16 protein-coding genes and 1 pseudogene are annotated in these 16,911 nt (G+C 51.1%); 6 read left to right on the top strand and 11 right to left on the bottom strand.

The annotated features are described in order from the left end of the window. Window positions 1-18: 18 nt before the first annotated feature. Entirely contained in the window at window positions 19-576 is a 558-nt protein-coding gene (locus ACJJIV_RS16780) for an alpha-ketoglutarate-dependent dioxygenase AlkB (RefSeq protein WP_444889683.1), read from the bottom strand. A gap of 720 nt (window positions 577-1,296) precedes the next feature. Between ACJJIV_RS16780 and ACJJIV_RS16775 the strand changes: the two genes are divergently transcribed. After that, window positions 1,297-2,376, top strand: a complete 1,080-nt coding sequence (locus tag ACJJIV_RS16775) for an integron integrase (RefSeq protein ID WP_444889682.1) — start codon at window positions 1,297-1,299, stop codon at window positions 2,374-2,376. 59 nt (window positions 2,377-2,435) lie between these two features. Here ACJJIV_RS16775 and aroC read toward each other — a convergent pair whose 3' ends face one another. Continuing rightward, window positions 2,436-3,512: a chorismate synthase gene (aroC, locus tag ACJJIV_RS16770; protein WP_444889681.1), complete on the bottom strand. Its 1,077-nt coding sequence runs from the start codon at window positions 3,510-3,512 to the stop codon at window positions 2,436-2,438. A gap of 177 nt (window positions 3,513-3,689) precedes the next feature. Next, window positions 3,690-4,613, bottom strand: a complete 924-nt coding sequence (prmB, locus tag ACJJIV_RS16765; RefSeq protein ID WP_444884114.1) for a 50S ribosomal protein L3 N(5)-glutamine methyltransferase — start codon at window positions 4,611-4,613, stop codon at window positions 3,690-3,692. Between the two features lie 374 nt (window positions 4,614-4,987). Here prmB and folE point away from each other — a divergent pair, with 374 nt between their 5' ends. Further along, complete coding sequence (folE, locus tag ACJJIV_RS16760; protein ID WP_252082843.1) at window positions 4,988-5,533, top strand: GTP cyclohydrolase I FolE; 546 nt, start codon at window positions 4,988-4,990, stop codon at window positions 5,531-5,533. 59 nt (window positions 5,534-5,592) lie between these two features. Beyond that, window positions 5,593-5,937 (top strand): 5-carboxymethyl-2-hydroxymuconate Delta-isomerase, encoded by a 345-nt coding sequence (locus ACJJIV_RS16755; RefSeq protein ID WP_252082845.1) that lies wholly within the window; start codon window positions 5,593-5,595, stop codon window positions 5,935-5,937. Here the strand turns inward: ACJJIV_RS16755 and ACJJIV_RS16750 are convergent. The 7 genes from ACJJIV_RS16750 to ACJJIV_RS16720 form a co-directional block, all read right to left on the bottom strand. Continuing rightward, window positions 5,934-6,800 (bottom strand): alpha/beta fold hydrolase, encoded by an 867-nt coding sequence (locus tag ACJJIV_RS16750; RefSeq protein ID WP_252082848.1) that lies wholly within the window; start codon window positions 6,798-6,800, stop codon window positions 5,934-5,936. The two genes, ACJJIV_RS16755 and ACJJIV_RS16750, sit on opposite strands and share 4 nt — an antisense overlap. A gap of 133 nt (window positions 6,801-6,933) precedes the next feature. Beyond that, window positions 6,934-7,392 (bottom strand): phosphohistidine phosphatase SixA, encoded by a 459-nt coding sequence (gene sixA / locus ACJJIV_RS16745; protein ID WP_252082850.1) that lies wholly within the window; start codon window positions 7,390-7,392, stop codon window positions 6,934-6,936. 19 nt (window positions 7,393-7,411) lie between these two features. Beyond that, window positions 7,412-7,930, bottom strand: coding sequence for a DUF4389 domain-containing protein (locus tag ACJJIV_RS16740; RefSeq protein ID WP_444886899.1), 519 nt, complete (start codon window positions 7,928-7,930; stop codon window positions 7,412-7,414). 12 nt (window positions 7,931-7,942) lie between these two features. After that, a complete protein-coding gene (locus ACJJIV_RS16735) occupies window positions 7,943-8,974 on the bottom strand; it encodes an NAD(P)H-dependent glycerol-3-phosphate dehydrogenase (protein ID WP_252082853.1) in 1,032 nt (343 codons plus the stop codon). Between the two features lie 252 nt (window positions 8,975-9,226). Then, complete coding sequence (htpG, locus tag ACJJIV_RS16730) at window positions 9,227-11,143, bottom strand: molecular chaperone HtpG (protein WP_252082854.1); 1,917 nt, start codon at window positions 11,141-11,143, stop codon at window positions 9,227-9,229. A 261-nt stretch (window positions 11,144-11,404) separates the two neighbouring features. After that, window positions 11,405-12,616 (bottom strand): serine hydrolase domain-containing protein, encoded by a 1,212-nt coding sequence (locus tag ACJJIV_RS16725; RefSeq protein WP_252082855.1) that lies wholly within the window; start codon window positions 12,614-12,616, stop codon window positions 11,405-11,407. Between the two features lie 246 nt (window positions 12,617-12,862). Then, window positions 12,863-13,465 carry a peroxiredoxin gene (locus ACJJIV_RS16720; RefSeq protein ID WP_252082857.1) on the bottom strand — a complete coding sequence of 201 codons (603 nt, stop codon included), beginning with the start codon at window positions 13,463-13,465 and terminating at the stop codon, window positions 12,863-12,865. A 305-nt stretch (window positions 13,466-13,770) separates the two neighbouring features. Between ACJJIV_RS16720 and ACJJIV_RS16715 the strand changes: the two genes are divergently transcribed. The 3 genes and pseudogenes from ACJJIV_RS16715 (at window position 13,771) to bfr (ending at window position 16,281) form a co-directional block, all read left to right on the top strand. Continuing rightward, a complete protein-coding gene (locus ACJJIV_RS16715) occupies window positions 13,771-14,013 on the top strand; it encodes a bacterioferritin-associated ferredoxin (protein WP_444889680.1) in 243 nt (80 codons plus the stop codon). Window positions 14,014-14,144: 131 nt separating this feature from the next. Beyond that, window positions 14,145-15,490 (top strand): annotated as a pseudogene (locus tag ACJJIV_RS16710) (DUF2254 domain-containing protein). A 299-nt stretch (window positions 15,491-15,789) separates the two neighbouring features. After that, window positions 15,790-16,281 carry a bacterioferritin gene (gene bfr / locus ACJJIV_RS16705; protein ID WP_252082861.1) on the top strand — a complete coding sequence of 164 codons (492 nt, stop codon included), beginning with the start codon at window positions 15,790-15,792 and terminating at the stop codon, window positions 16,279-16,281. A gap of 111 nt (window positions 16,282-16,392) precedes the next feature. Here the strand turns inward: bfr and grxD are convergent, their stop codons facing one another. Then, window positions 16,393-16,725, bottom strand: a complete 333-nt coding sequence (grxD, locus tag ACJJIV_RS16700) for a Grx4 family monothiol glutaredoxin (protein WP_252082862.1) — start codon at window positions 16,723-16,725, stop codon at window positions 16,393-16,395. Window positions 16,726-16,911 lie beyond the last annotated feature (186 nt).

The raw sequence follows: 16,911 nt of genomic DNA, 5'->3' as shown, positions 1-16,911 counted from the left end.
ATCAACTTGAGTGCTTTGTTATACATTTTTTTTGATTACTTGTCTAAACGTCAAAGAAACTCTGCGCGACCTTTGAACTCTCTGCCCGTTTATTAAGTCACTTTTTCTATTTGGAATACTGTGTGTCCAATTATACCGAGCATCTTTTTGGAGTATTACTACCGATCTTGGATTTAACAAAATGGATTGCTTCTCGACCTGTTTATTGCCAAATACCATTTCTGCTTGTGATCCAATACTTAGAGAAACAATTGTTTCCTTGAAACATGGCACACAATCAATATGTGCTGATATTCCTTGACCTGGCTCGTATTCATTGACGATAAGCTGGTCAAAGGTTTCTGAAATAGACTCTTTGGCATGTAAGCGAGATAGAATTTTGGTAGACCAATCAGGGAGCGCCCCGAGATAAAGAGAGCTATCAACGAACCTAGTCTTATAGTCGTATCGATATCCATAGTGCTGCACTCGCCGCTTTAAACTCGTGAGCCATTCTTCATTATCCAAAGAATTTAGTAGAAATTGCTCTTCTTCTTTGGAGATAAACTCTTCTATGTATGTTAAACCGTGAATCATATTCTTTTCGTAAAATGTATAACGAAAATAGATATGCGGAACCGTTAAGGAAGTTGGCGGTACCTTTGCGCAAGCAAAGGGAATGACAACTTTTAGGTTTCCGCATCATCGGGTTGTTATTTGTTGCTCGTGGCATTGTGTACAAATCCACTACAAATATCTTTCTTGCTACTGTCTACCACGATTCGGAGAGAGAAATTAGCAGCTCTAGGTTCGCGGCCTTGCTTCGAAGCGGCTGCGCCGTCCGCATCAACTTCGTTATGCGAGCGTCGCTGAAGCTTCGAAGCTTACACGAAGGTCGAACCGTTGACTATGGGCTCCCCCGCCAATACTGTTTTTTTATACAGCACCCCAATAATCATCTGCTATTCTTAACGGAACCCTCACAAAACTGGAGCGAGCGACCAATAACAGTTAATTCAAAAGAAGCGTCTTTATATCACCCTTCTATATAATTCTACTCACTACTTTCAAGATAACCTAAAAAACCTAATAATATCAGCAAGTTAAGAGCTTTGGCATAATTCTCAACAGGTAGATATATAGCAGGCACTATATATCTACCTGCTTTTTCTGCTCTTTATAACATCACCAACCCTATAAAAGTCAAAGAGTTAGCCCCTCACCCCCAGAAATAGGAGAAGCTTCTCTTGAATTCTGATATTGACAGCAGAACAAAAGAATAAATACTGTATATAAAAACAGTTTAAGAGCGATATCATGGACGACATTCGCCACAAAATTCCAAGTAAGCCTGAACGTTTTATGGACAACCTGCGATTTCATATTCGAAAACAAGGACTATCGTACCGAACAGAGCAAACTTACACGCATTGGGTTAAACGCTTCATTCATTTCAATAAAAAGAAGCACCCTGCTGATATGGGAGCTGTTGAGATTGAGACGTTTCTCTCTCACCTTGCAGTTCAAGGTCTTTGCTCCGCAAATACACAGCGAATAGCTCTGAACGCTTTGATATATCTGTACAAGAGATTCTTAGGTAGGGATATTCAAGCATTGGACTTTAAACTGGCAAAACAACAAAAGTACTTGCCTGTGGTTTATAGCCGTAGAGAAATATCAGCAATTTTGGATCATCTTGAAGGCACTTACAGATTACAAGTTGAGCTAATGTACGGTAGCGGCCTTCGCAGTGCCGAACTGCTTTCTTTACGTATAAAGGATATAGACTTCGACAGCAATAATATTTTTGTTCGAGGTGGCAAGGGGGATAAGGATCGCACTACAATATTACCTAACGGGCTAATAGTGCAGTTACATAGGCAAATAAAGACTGTTTCCCTATTGCACCAACAAGATCTTTTGGCCGGTTTTGGTTCGGTTTATTTACCTAACGCTTTGGAAAGAAAGTATCCAAGTGCAAGCCGACAACTCGCCTGGCAATACCTTTTCCCTTCCAGCACCATCGGCCAATGTCCTCGCTCCGGTGAAAACAGAAGGCACCATATGCACGCAACAACTTTAGCGCGCCAGGTTCGTATAGCTGTCAAGCTAGCGGGAGTCAACAAACCGGCTCGTTGCCATGCATTTCGCCATAGTTTTGCGACTCACTTGCTCGAAGCGGGTTATGACTTGCGTACGATTCAGGAGCTGCTAGGGCATTCGGATGTTAGTACTACTGAAATTTATACCCATGTCGTAAATCGGGGAAATAAAGGCGTTTTAAGTCCCTCAGATCGACTGCGCAACATTAATAAAATTGAGGAGGCTGGAGCTAACTATTTTGCTGGGAGTAAAGTAGGGGAAATACAGGGGCTTAACTTATTGGCTGCATCTTAGCAGCGAGGATACCGAACACCGGCTTTCGCCGGTATCGCAATAGAAGAAGGCCGATCAAATTATCCCAGTGTTACGTCACCATTCTGTGCTCGGTGGCGCAGAGCATGGTCGATCAAAACAAGAGCCATCATTGCTTCAGCAATTGGCGTTGCGCGGATACCTACGCAAGGATCGTGGCGACCTTTGGTAACCACCTCAATAGCATTGCCTGAGCGATCGATACTTCGGCCGGGGATACGCAAGCTGGAAGTGGGTTTCAGGGCGATATGGGCAACAATATCCTGGCCACTGGAAATACCGCCGAGAATGCCACCGGCATTATTGGAGAGGAAACCCTCCTCAGGAGTAATTTCATCCCGATGCTCGGTGCCCTTTTGCTCCACACAATCAAAGCCGGCTCCAATCTCCACCCCTTTCACCGCGTTGATACTCATCAGGCCGTGGGCCAGGTCTGCATCCAGGCGATCAAAAATCGGCTCGCCCAGCCCTGCAGGGACGCCGCTGGCGTGTACTGAGATCCTTGCACCGATGGAGTTACCCTCTTTGATCAAGGCTTGCATATAAGCTTCCATCTCGGGTACTCGTTCGGCATCCGGGCAAAAGAATGGATTCTGCTCGACCTGCTCCCAATCCAGTTTTTGCACTTTAATTGGTCCCAACTGGGACAGGTAACCGCGTACTTCAATACCATACTTCTGCTTAAGCCATTTCTTGGCGATAGCCCCGGCCGCAACACGCATGGCGGTCTCCCTTGCAGAAGAGCGACCTCCACCGCGGTAGTCACGAATACCGTATTTTTGCCAGTAGGTGTAATCGGCGTGCGCCGGGCGTACCTGCTCAGCGATATTGCCATAGTCTTTAGAGCGCTGATCCGTATTTTCAATCAACAGGCCAATAGGAGTACCGGTAGTTTTTCCTTCAAACACACCGGATAGAATTTTCACTTGATCCGGTTCACGGCGCTGTGTGGTATAGCGAGAAGTACCCGGCTTTCGGCGGTCCAGCTCCAGCTGGATCTCCTCTTCACTGATCTCCAACCCCGGGGGGCAGCCATCGACGATACAGCCCAAGGCTGGACCATGGCTCTCGCCAAAGGTGGTGACGCAAAACAGCTTGCCAAAGGTATTGCCCGACATATGCGACTTTTCCAGATAACGGTTGATAAATTAACAGCGGTTGGCTTTATGCAGAGCCGCGCATTATAAAGGATCTAGCCGCCGCGCGCGGCGTTCAAGGTAAAAAGCACAATTGCTGCAGCTATGTGGCTTTATCAGAGAACCCGGCAATAGCTTTTGCCGGGTTCAGAAAAAGAATTACTCTTTTTCAAAGTGGCTTTGGTAGGCGAGCAGCTCTTCGCGACTAATCACAAACACACCGTGGCCACCATCCTCAAATTCGGGCCACATAAATGGCACTTCCGGGAAAGCCTGTTCCAGAGCTTCCCAGCTGTTGCCCACCTCACAGACCAGTAAGCCTTCTGGCTGCAGGTGATTGGCGGCCTCACGCAGCAAACGGCGGGTAAAATCAAGACCATCGTCACCGGAACCCAAGGCAATCTCCGGCTCGGCCAGGTATTCTTGCGGCATCTCTGCCAGGTCGCGGGCATCCACATAGGGAGGGTTACACACGATCAACTCGTAACTCATGCCTTGCAAACCACTGAAAAGATCCGACTGCACTGCGCGCACACGCTCGTTGAGCTGGTGGCGATTGATATTCAGCTGTGCCACCTCAATGGCGCCTTCAGAAATATCACTCAGGTCGACTCTCGCTTCAGGGAAGGCCTCTGCACAGGCGAGGCCGATACAGCCACTGCCACAACAGAGGTCGAGGATTGCCAACGGTTCTACATTGAGCCAAGGCTCAAAATTGTGGCGGATCATTTCACCTATAGGGGAACGCGGCACCAACACCCGCTCATCCACATAAAAGGTCATATCGCAAAAATGCGCTTCATTGGTCAGATAAGCCGCTGGCAAACGCTCGATAAAGCGCCGCTCTAGGAGAGTAAGCACGTCCCGTCTCTCCTCCATGGTCAAACGTGCATGCAGGATTTCCTGCTTACTGTAGGGCGGCAGGTGCAATGCGTGGGTTACCAGCAGTACCGCCTCGTCCCAGGCATTGTCCGTGCCGTGACCATACCAAAGGCCCGCTTCGCTAAAACGGCTGGCTCCCCAGCGGATATAGTCCAAAACCGTGGTCAGCTCGTGCAGGCTGGATTCACGCCTTTCTATCATTGAATCTATCCTTAAGTGCTATGTATCTCATCAAGGCCTATTGTCACTCATTAAGTAGCCTCTGCTGTGGCTATAGAAGCGCCAATCAAGGCACGAGGAGTGTAGTTTGGTTGTTCCAAATAAGCGACGAGTAACGCTGAGTGACGGTTTAATAGCTGTAACCCGAAGGGCCTAGGCTAATTTTCACCCAACTGCATTGTCGGTCGTTTATGTGGATTCACTCCTTTTGCCTCCCCGAGCTCACAATGGCCCCGAGAGTAGCGATCAAATTGGTACCAATAGGCCCCTAGGTCCGCGCGGATCTTTACTCTCGGGTTACAAACGCTTAGGGTAGCGCACCCGCCCCCTCGGGCTGAGATGTTGGAAAGAGCAGCATGAACGAACACTACGCACGAATTATTGAAGCAATCGGCGAAGACCTGCAGCGCCCCGGACTCAAAGATACTCCGAAGCGCGCTGCCAAGGCCATGGAATACCTGACCCGCGGCTATCAGCAGACCGTTCAAGAGGTTGTCAGCGACGCACTCTTCCCCAGTGACTGCACCGACATGGTATTGGTCAAGGATATCGAGCTCTACTCCCTGTGCGAGCACCATATGCTGCCATTTATCGGTCGCGCCCACGTGGCCTATATCCCCCAAGGTAAGGTGCTGGGCCTATCCAAGGTAGCGCGTATTGTCGATATGTACGCACGCCGCCTGCAAATTCAGGAGCAGCTGACCACACAGATCGCCAAAACCCTGCAATCTGTCACTAATGCCGCCGGTGTTGGCGTTATTATTGAAGCAAAGCATATGTGCATGATGATGCGCGGCGTGGAGAAGCAGAACTCCGTGATGAAGAGTTCGGCAATGCTGGGCACCTTCCGCGAGAACCAAGCCACACGCAACGAGTTTCTTTCCCTGATCAGCCGCCCTTAAGGCTGCGAGCTAGCAACGTGCGGTCCCCTGGGCCGCCCGCAATCACGGAGTGAGCCACTATGCCCCATCTGGTTATTGAGTACGCCAAGAATCTAGAAGAACGTATTTCTGTCGCCGCCCTGGTCAGCTCGGCTCAAGAGGCAATGCATAGCTCCGGCTTATTCGCCTCCCATACCATCAAAACCCGCGCCAAGCCCTACGACCAATTTATTGCCGGTGAGCACGGCGATAGCTTTATTCACGCGGAAATCCGCCTACTGGCAGGCCGCAACAACCGCGAGCGGGAAGCGTTGAGTTCAGCGGTTTTTAACTGCCTGTGCCAATTTGCCGATGGGGTACCGGCGGTCTCGGTAGAAGTGCGTGAAATGGACCCCGGCAGTTACTCAAAGCGGGTGCCCTTCTAAGCTTCTCCACGCAGGAAGGGACCAAACCACTCGGCAATGCCCTCGGCGCCCTCTTCCATATGCAGGTGATGGCTGCCGGGTATCTCCCTAACCTCGATCGTTTTATAGCTCTCCAACACTGGGCGCAGCCGCTCAATCATATTCGCAATCCCCTCCTTCGCCAGCACCAGGCGCACCGGCATACTCAGGCGGGATAGAAAAGCGCGCACCTGTGCCTCGTTAAGCTTGGCGGAGGACGCCGCCATCAGGCGCGGATCATTACTCCAAGTGAAGCCACCTTCTAGTGGCAGGGTCCCCCGCTCGGCCAGCGCACGCGCCGCCCATTCTGTCAGCGGGAACATGCCGTTCATACGCGCTTCTACCGCTCCCTCAAAAGTGGGGTAAATCTTTGCCCTGCGCTGGCTGTAACGGGCACGCTGGGCGATAGCCTTAGCGAGAATTTCCGGCGCCTCGCTATCCTTGGTAGCAGGGGGTACCAGGCCATCAATCAGGGCCAGGCGTTTGATGCGTTTGGGAAAGGTGCCTGCCGTTATCACACTAGCAATAGCGCCGCGGGAATGGGCCAATAAAGAAAAACTGCGCCAGCCCAGTGCTTCGGAGGCACCAATAATATCCTCAGCTTCTTCCCAAATATTGTAATTAGCATGGGGAGACCGATGGTAGCTGCGCCCATGGCCTGCCATATCCACGGCGACCAAATTAACGCCTTTCAAGAGTGGGGCCAGACGATCAAAGCTGGCGCAATTATCCAGCCATCCGTGCAGTGCCAATACCGGCTCCCCTGTGCCATCCCCCCACTGCTTTGCGGCAATGGTCTTGCTGTCGAATTCCAGGCTGATCTCACGGGGGGCGGCTTGCTTCATGCGCGCTGATTCCAGAAGAAAGTGAATATTAAAGAGCCAGATGGTGCAGGTCCAAAGGCCCGCAGGCAATGACAGTTAGCGCCAGCAACCTAGGGATTTGAAGGCAAAGGGTAAAAACCGGAGGGAAAAATGGCTAGCCGGCGTGCTGTAACCACTGCAACTCAGCACAACCATTGGCCCAGACCTCCGAGCTGACACAGGCGAGGCTGGAAGTCCCCATCGGGTGTTGATTGCCACTACCGCAGAGACCGTTCAACAGGCTACCCACCAGTGGTTGATGGCTCACCAGGAGAAGAGGGAAATGATCGGCTTGCTGTTCCTGTAACTTGTCGAGTAGCTGCTGCGGATCGGTATCGCCAATCAGCAATGACTCGGTAACAACAGGCAACCCCAAGTGGGCGGAGACAATATCAGCTGTCTGCTGAGTACGCACAAAGGGGCTCGCCCAAATAGCGCGCACGGAAGACAACTCCCCAGCGCGCTCTTTGCATACCTGCGCCACCTGCTTACGACCGCGCTCCGTAAGCGCGCGGCCGGCATCGTTACCGTACATGGGTTCGGCCTTACCATGACGCAGGATAAACAGCTGCATTGACTTCGCCTCAATCGGTTTAGTGTGTGTCGCCGCGCTTGTCAGACTCACCCTTCTGCTCACTGAAGGGCGTTGAGGACTCCTCTGCACTCTCCTCTACCAGCTCGGGCTTACCGTCATCACTACCGAGGATAATGGCCTCCTCGGCTTCTTCTTCCTTTTTGGACTCAGTTTTTTTCTCGGCCTCGGCTTCATCATCGGAAGCCATAACTTCTGCATTAACCTCTTGCGCGCCCTCGTAACCGGAGAGATCGTCCACTTCAGATTCCGGCCACTCTGCAAAAGGAAAAGGCTTTTCCTCAGAGTTGTAAATTAAAAACTGTATCGCCTGATAAATATAGGAGGCGAGCTGGTCGCCAAAACGACGCAAATTATCATTGGCACTGCCACCAATAATCGAGAACAGGAACTGCAGCACAACCACCGCGAGCAGCACCCAGCTGGCAATCTGCAGGCAGATCGCAAACAGCACCATATAGATCAGCCGCACCCACTGGTTCCCGGAAGTCAGGTTGCGCTTTAAATCATCATTTTTCATAAGAGGCTTCCATCAAGGCTTGGCCGAGTAGGCCACATCAAAAGTTTGCGCGCCCGACATTAAATTGCGAATTACCTCAGGAATCGGTCGCTCTTCAAATAATATGGCGTGAATTGCGGAAACCAAGGGCATGTAGACACCCATTTCATCCGCTTTCTTTTTAATCAGACGAACCGTATTCACCCCTTCGGCAACCTGACCGATTTCCGCGACAGCACGATCCAAAGGCTTGCCCTTGCCCACCAAATAACCTACCCGGTAGTTACGGCTGAGGTCGGACGAACAGGTCAGGATTAAATCGCCAACGCCGGCGAGGCCGATAAAAGTCATAGGGTCTGCACCCATAGCCTCAGCAAAGCGCATCATCTCTGCGAGAGAACGGGTAATCAGCAGGCTGATGGTATTTTGCCCCCGGTCCAAGGCCGCCGCCATACCGGTGACAATGGCATAAATATTTTTCAGCGCCCCCGCCAGTTCCACGCCAAATACATCGTTACTGGAGTAAACGCGGAAGGTCTCGGAGTGCAGCGCGGACTGGATATCCTTGCACAGCGCTTCATCTTCACTGGCAACCACGGTTGCTGTGTAGTGACCTGCGACAATTTCCTTAGCGAAGTTGGGCCCGCTCAGCACCCCCACGCGCATACCCTGGGTCTCCTCGCGCAGGATATCGCTCATCAAATGAAAACTGTCGTGCTCTATTCCCTTAGTGGTGGAAATCAACATGGTGCCCGGTTTTAGCAGCGGGGCTACCCGGCGGACCACTTCACGGAAAGATTTACTGGGGATAGCGACAAATACAATATTGCAGTTCCGTACCACTTCCTGCAGGTCGCTGCTGATACAAAGTTCTGGGTGCAGGGCCACTCCGGGCAAATACTTGCTGTTCTCACGGGTTTCCCGACAGGCTTCCGCGCTCTCCGAATCCCGCATCCACTGGCGGGTATCGTGACCATTACCCGCAATAATATTAGCAATGGCCGTACCGAAACTACCGCCGCCCAATACAGCGATGGAGAGAGGGTTGGAAGTTTCCTTTTGCATATTGATACCGATAAAGCTTCTCGAGGGCAGGGATTATAGAGGTATGACCCGCTCAGCCCAAAGGGTTCAACTATCAGGATCTCGCGTGTAAAGTTACAAATTAACACGCCAAAAACGGAAAACGGCCCCAGCGGGACAAGCTACCGGTTGCACAACCGGGCTGTTCCGCTGAGGCCGCAGAAATAAGGCGCAAGAACTTCCGAAGAATTCACCGCGCCAGGCTCCTGAAAGCCAATAACGACTGATTAAAACTTAGTCGTGCATTTCCAGCAGCAGTGTATTCAGGCGACGCACGTAGTCGGCTGGATCTGTTAGCTGGTTGCCCGCCGCCAAGTTGGCCTGATCCATCAGAATATTGGTGAGATCGGCAAAGCGATCCTCATCCTGCTCCTGATCCAGGCGCTGTACCAGCGGGTGCGATGGGTTGATTTCAAAAATCGGTTTAGCCTCTGGTACCGCCTGTCCAGCCTGTTCGAGGATACGGCGCATCTGCGGACCCATATCCTGTTCGCTCACCACCAGACACGCCGGCGAGTCCACCAGGCGAGTGGTAGCGCGTACGGACTCCACACGGCTATCCAGAACAGACTGAACGCGCTCAACCAGCGCACCGGACTCATTCTCAACTTTCTCGCGTTCGGCTTTATCCTCTTCGCTCTCGGCTTCACCCAGGTCCAGCGCGCCTTTGGCCACGTCCTGGAACGGTTTACCATCAAACTCGTTCATATGGCCCACGAACCACTCGTCCACCTGATCGGTGAGCAGCAGCACCTCGATACCCTTCTTGCGGAATACTTCCAGGTAGGGGCTGGATTTCGCTGTCGCGAAGTTGTCTGCGCACACGTAGTAGATCGCCTTTTGGCCATCTTTCATGCGGCTGACGTAGTCTTCAAGAGACTGATCTTGCTTGTCGGTATCGGTATGCGTGGTGGCGAAGCGCAGCAGCTTGGCCACTTTCTCTTTATTGGAGAAGTCCTCGGCCGGCCCCTCTTTCAGCACATTGCCAAACAGGTCCCAGAATTTCTGGTACTCGTCACCGTCCTTCTTCGCCAGCTTATCCAGCATATCCAGCACACGCTTAGTCAGTGCGCTTTTGATCGCATCGGTATTGCGGTCTTTTTGCAGGATTTCACGGGAAACGTTTAGCGGCAGATCGTTGGAGTCCAGTACACCCTTCACGAAACGCAGGTACAGCGGCAGGAACTGCTCGGCGTCGTCCATGATAAAAGTGCGCTGTACATAAAGCTTGAGGCCGCGGGCGGCATCGCGCTGATACAGGTCAAAAGGTGCGCGCGCCGGGATATACAACAGGCTAGTGTAATCCTGCTTGCCTTCAACGCGGTTATGGCTCCAGCTGAGTGGGTCATCAAAGTCGTGGGAAATATGCTTATAGAATTCTTTGTACTCCTCGGCTTTCACTTCGGAGCGCGGGCGGGTCCACAACGCCTGGGCCGCATTGACCGCTTCAAACTCGGGCGCCTTCTCTTCTTTTTCTTCCTCGCCCTCTGCCGCCGGCATTTCCTCTTTCAGCATCTCTACCGGAATAGCGATGTGGTCGGAGTACTTTTTAATAATGGAGCGCAGGCGCCAACCATCGGCAAACTCTTTGGCATCTTCTTTCAGGTGCAGAACAACGCGAGTACCGCGCTGGGGCAACTCTGCATTTTCTACGGAATATTCCGCTTCGCCGTGACACTCCCAGTGCACACCCTGATCGGCTTCCGCACCTGCGCGACGAGTAAACACATCCACTTTATCGGCGACAATAAATGCTGAGTAAAAACCAACACCAAACTGACCGATCAGGTGCGCGTCTTTTTTCTGGTCACCGGTGAGTTGCTGCATAAAGGCGGAGGTACCGGAGCGAGCGATGGTACCGAGGTTTTCGATCACTTCGTCACGGCTCATACCAATACCGTTATCGGTAATGGTTAGGGTGCCCGCATCTTTATCGAACTCGATACGAATACGCAGGTCCGTATCATCGGCAAATAATTCTGGCTTCGACAGCGCCTCAAAGCGCAGCTTGTCAGCGGCATCGGAGGCATTGGATACCAGCTCGCGCAGGAAAATCTCCTTATTGGAGTAGAGCGAGTGGATCATCAGGTGCAGCAGTTGCTTGGCTTCTGTCTGGAACCCGTGGCTCTCTTTGTGGGCCTCAACGGTCATCTGTAGGTCTCCCCATACACGTCAATCGGAACAGGGAGCAAATATTGGGACCTGCTGACAGGTTTCAAGGGCAAAGCTGGAAATAGAGGATATCTGCATGATGCCGTAACGCAAACGGCGCTGACAGTAATTCGCTATTCAGCTAAGACTTTACGGGAAACGGCGGGGTTTCAAGAAGACATTTTAGAGTTGGGACTTCTCCTTAAAGCCCCACCAGCTGGGGCTTTAAGGGGAGTGCATTATTGACTATTGCACAGTCAACTAACGCTTGCGACTGGCCTTAGCCTTGAGCGTAGCGGCTTTGCCCTTGCTGCCGGTCACATCGATCACAAAGTTGGCGGTCATATCGGAGATCACCCGGGATTCGGCATTCAGCAAGATGGCGATACCGATTTTCAGTTTCTCCGAGTAGGCCACTGCCGCACGGAAACCTGCCACCCAGCCACCATGATAGATAATGCGGTCATCACCAATGGTGTAGAGACGCCAGCCTAGGCCATAACCTGCATGAGATAGGTAATCTCGCCAGATACGGTGGCGCATATGGCGCTGAGTGGACACTCGCTCGGTGGTCATATCCTCGATCATTGCGGGAGAAAGTACCTTGGGGTAGTAACCCATTTGTGCTTTCAACCACTGGGCCATATCCGAAATACTGGCGTTGACACCCGCTGCTGGGGCGGCGAAATAGTACTCTTTTTCCACTTTCACCGGGCGCCAGCCACTGCCTGTTTGCACATGGGGCGCGGCGCGGTTGTCTGAGGCCATAAAGCTCTCCCAACCTACCGAGGCATTCTGCATTTTCAGCGGTACAAAGATTCGCGTCTTGAGTTGTTTGGCAAAGGTGGTACCTGTCGCCTCAAGAATCACATCTTCAATCAGGCTGAACAGCACATTCTGGTAGCCATAGCATTTTCCCGGAGTACAGCGTGGGTCAATATTGGCGAATTTCGGCAATATTTTGCTGAGCGGCTTATTGTCCTCCAGATAATCATCGTAGGCATTGGGCGTTAAGCCGGAGGAGTGACTGAGTAAATGCTCTACCTGCAGCTGGCGAGACAGGGACGGCGTCTTAAAGCTGAGATCCGGCACATAATTGACGACCTTGTCATCCCAATTAAAGCGCTCCTCATGCTCCAACAGAGTGGCCATACTGGCGGCAAAGGTCTTTGAGACCGAGGCCAGGCGAAAAACGGTATCCGAATCCACCTTACCTTTCTTTCCGCGTGTGCGCACACCGTAAGTGTCCATGGCCACCACCCGGTTGCCATCAACAATGACATAGGCACCACCGGGGATCGACTTGCCAGCCATCATCTTGCGGAAGTATCGATCGAACTCCTTGGCCCTGGCGTCTATATCCATCGCCCGCACAGGTAGCGCCACAGCGCATAGGAGCAGTAGTGAAAGAATGGTACACGCCTTCCAGGCGCGTAGGTGGTAGACGATATTTGAAAGAATTGCAGGTCTCATAAGCAAATCGAGCCGCCAAAGCAATCCGGTACATGCAGATAAGACTAGCAGCCAACGGGCAAAAACTCTATTTAGGCGCCACGCAGGACTGACTGCTGAATTCTAGTCGCTTGCCATTAGTCCTGTGTGAATCCCCATGCCACCCGCATAGATCTGCGTATTGGCACTCATTAAAACGAAAAAACCGCCTTTCGGCGGTTTTTTCTGCATCGGGACTAGCTTCGAGCTAGCCCAGCGAACTTGAGCTTACAGCTTCTCAGCGTTCTCGCTCAGGTAAGCCGCTACGCCTTCCGGAGAAGCGTTCATACCTTTGTCGCCTTCCTGCCAACCGGCCGGGCAAACTTCGCCATGCTCCTGGTGGAACGCCAGAGCATCAACCATACGCAGCATTTCGTCAACGTTGCGGCCCAGTGGCAGATCGTTCACAACCTGGTGACGAACCAAACCTTCCTCATCGATCAGGAAAGAGCCACGGAAAGCGACGCCAGCGTCAGCTTCTACGTCGTACGCCTGGCAGATTTCGTGCTTAACATCGGCAACCAGAGTGTATTTTACGGGGCCGATACCACCGTCGTTGACCGGGGTGTTACGCCATGCGTTGTGAGAGAACTGAGAGTCGATGGAAACACCGATTACCTCAACACCACGCTTTTCGAACTCGGCAAAGCGGTGGTCGAAAGCGATCAGCTCAGAAGGACATACGAAGGTGAAGTCCAGCGGATAGAAGAAAACTACTGCTTTCTTACCTTTAATCGCTTCTTTCAGGTTAAAGGTATCGACGATTTCGCCATTACCCAATACCGCTGCAGCGGTGAAGTCCGGAGCCGGCTTGCCTACCAGTACTGCCATGAAAACCTCCTCAATCCAATGATGGGTTGTTGATAAAGAGAGTGAAGTGTTCAATTTATACGCAACAGCTATAAATTGAATAGGAATTGATAGTGGGCCGCTATGATACACATCCACTTATTGCAGGCCCATAAATTTTTTTAATGAGCCTGATAGCGGAAAAGCTATGCGTGAACCAGACCTCAAATTAGGAAAAAACAACCGATAATTCGCATAAAAAAGAAACATAGAGGTCGCTTTTTGATCTTTCCGGAATCTTATTGACACTCATTCTCAATTGCAATAGGATTCACATCAGTCTAGTATTGAACAGAAATCGAGCAGAGCCCACGACGATGTATGTATGTATCTGTAAAGGTATAACCGACCGCCAAATCAAAGAGGCTGTCTACGATGGCTCCACTTCTGTGAAGGCCTTAAGACGCCAGCTCGGGGTTTCTTCCCAGTGCGGTCGCTGTGCCGAGCAGACCAAGGAAATTATCAGTGAAACCCTGGGTACCGGAATGATTTCCTCGGCCACCAACGGGCTATTTTACTCCGCCAGCTAAGTTCTCATTTTGGCCGCCGCGCACGAATAGATTGCCATGAATGGCGGCCAGTTGTACCTCAAGCCCTACCCCTGCAGCTTTCCCTAGACTTCTGGCAATCACACTCGGTGCGCTAAGCTGGGTGCACATCAATGTGCTCAGCTTTGCCCATGAAGAAGCACCTCTTACACCTCTATGAACGGCTTCGCTCCAGCTTTTGGAGTGTGCCACTCGTGATGATTCTGTCGGCGTTGCTGCTCGCCTACCTGATGCGTCAGCTGGACGCCCTTTTAAGCGCACTGCCTCTATTTGAAACAGGCCATATCGCCACTCTCGACTGGCTGCATATGACCGACGTTAACAGCGCACGCGCCTTGCTCTCGGTAATTGCCGGTTCAACTATTACAGTTGCCGGTACTGTATTCTCAATTACTGTGGTGGCCCTGACCCTTGCCTCCAACCAGTTTGGCCCTCACCTGGTAAGAAATTTTATCCGCGATCGCAGTACCCAGGGGTCCCTCGGGATCTTTCTCTCAACTTATGTCTATGCACTGGTCACAATGCGCGGTATTGAGGGTAGCACTGGGGAAATCACTACCTATGGCTTTACTATCCAAGTTGCATTACTGCTCACTCTAATCAGCGTCGACTACCTCGTTTATTTCATCCACAACGTGGCGCAATCCATCCAAGTGGATAACATCGCCCACCAGATCAACCTGGAATTCCACCAGGCAATAAACCGTGAATACCCAAGCTCAACAGAGCCCAAACGCGGCGAGCACTTCGATACTGAGCGCCTGGCATTGGGGCCTGGGCGGATCCCCTTACCCACTCCCCGCGGGGGCTATATACAAATCATCGACCGGGAAAAAATGATTGCCATTGCGGAAAATTTAATTGCTGTGTGCAGGTCAATTGTCACCCAGGCTCCTATGTGCATCACTGGGGACACATCGGCAGAATTTATCAGGGCGACAACCCTGAAAAGATAATTCCACCACTGCAGTCCGCCCTACAAATTGGCGCATTGCCCACTGCCGAGCAGAACATTGTTTTTTCTGTGCGCCAGTTATCACAGATTGCAGTACGTGCATTATCCCCCGGTATTAATGATCCTTTCACAGCCTATTCTTGTGTTGACCGCCTCATTGAGGGTCTCGGTACTGTGCTGCAAAGACCGGAACCTGCGAATTGTTTTACTGACTCCAGCGGAGCTTTACGCCTAATCAGCTGCAAATTGGAATTTACTCAGCTGCTTGATGCTTCACTGGATGAAATCGTCGAACACGGCCGCGCCAATGGCGTTTTTATGCGCCACATACTCAACGCACTGGAACATCTCGCCGAAGTTTGCCAAAGGGAAAAAGACAAGACTGCACTATTTAATTATCTGCAACGTCTAGCCAACGACAATAAAAACTTTATTAAGAGTGAAACCGACTCCACTGAAATTCAGCAAATAATATCCGCTATTCAGAAAAAGCTCGCCAGCTGACACTGCAACCTAAACAAGAATCATTTTCGTTGCTATTTTCGGCCAAATTCGTGTTAAAACCCGTGTTTTTTCTGCATTCCGCAGCTAACAACTTCTTCTTGACTTGCCGCAAATCGCAACGCAAACTCGGCCCGGATTGCAGCTATCACCCTAAAATAAATTGTGGGAAATCGGTCAGCTGCAGACATAAGTGACTAACACAATTTAGTGACTTTTTATTGCTACTTATTTCAAGTAACCAACAAATAGGAATTCTCTGAGGGTGTTATCTAGCTCGCAGGGCCACAGGAGCAAAAGCTATGAAAGGCGATCCCAAGGTTATCGAACATTTAAATAAAGTACTGGGCAATGAGCTGGTAGCTATCAACCAGTATTTTCTGCATGCGCGCATGTACGACAACTGGGGTTTAAAAGAGCTGGGCAAACAGGAATACCACGAATCCATCGATGAAATGAAACACGCCGATTGGCTGATCGAGCGTATCCTGTTCCTTGAGGGTATCCCCAATCTGCAGCACCTGGGCAAATTGATGATCGGTGAGAATACCGAGGAAATGCTCAAGTGCGACTTGAAGATTGAATCCAAAGCAATTCCCGATCTGCGCGAAGCCATCGCCTACTGTGAATCGGTACGCGATTACGGCAGCCGTGAATTACTGGAAAAAATTCTCGACTCCGAAGAAGAGCATGTCGACTGGCTGGAGACTCAGCTCGAACTGATTGACAAAGTGGGCATTCAAAACTACCTGCAAACTCAAATGGAAACTGCAGCCGGCCACTCTGGCAAATAAATAGAACAACCTTAACAGGTATAAAAAAACCGCAGTTTCAACTGCGGTTTTTTATTCTCAACCATGTACTGCCGCTTTCACCAGGCAGATACATCGAAGCAAAAACGAAAATTAACCTTCGCCTTCACTCTCCGCCGATGCCTCATCGATCAGGGTTTTCAGCTCACCATTTTCATACATTTCCATAATGATGTCGCAACCGCCGATCAACTCACCCTTCACCCAAAGCTGAGGGAAAGTCGGCCAATTGGCGTACTTGGGCAATTCAGCGCGAATATCTGGATTAGCCAGGATATCCACATAAGCAAAGCGCTTACCGCAGGCCATCATCGCCTGGGAGGCGCGCATGGAAAAGCCGCACTGGGGCGCGTTGGGGCTACCTTTCATGTAGAGCAGAATGTCGTTGTCAGCAATCTGCTGTTTGATGTTCTCCAGTGTATCCATAAGCGTGAGAAACCTCAGGTGGTGGAAGCAAATTTATTAACGTGTATCGCATCGGCACCCAGCCATTGCGCACGGTCGGCCATTGTACCTCAGCGCAGGGGGGAATAAGTACCCGCAGCAGTGCATAGCCAAAAAATGCGCACCACTCCCCAATGGCCCCATCCTTTACAAAGAGAAATCAAATAG

It is taken from the genome of Microbulbifer mixtoriginis (SeqCode), from assembly GCF_052466765.1.
Note: the sequence above shows the minus strand (reverse complement) of the source record. Positions and strands in the feature narration are given on the sequence as shown.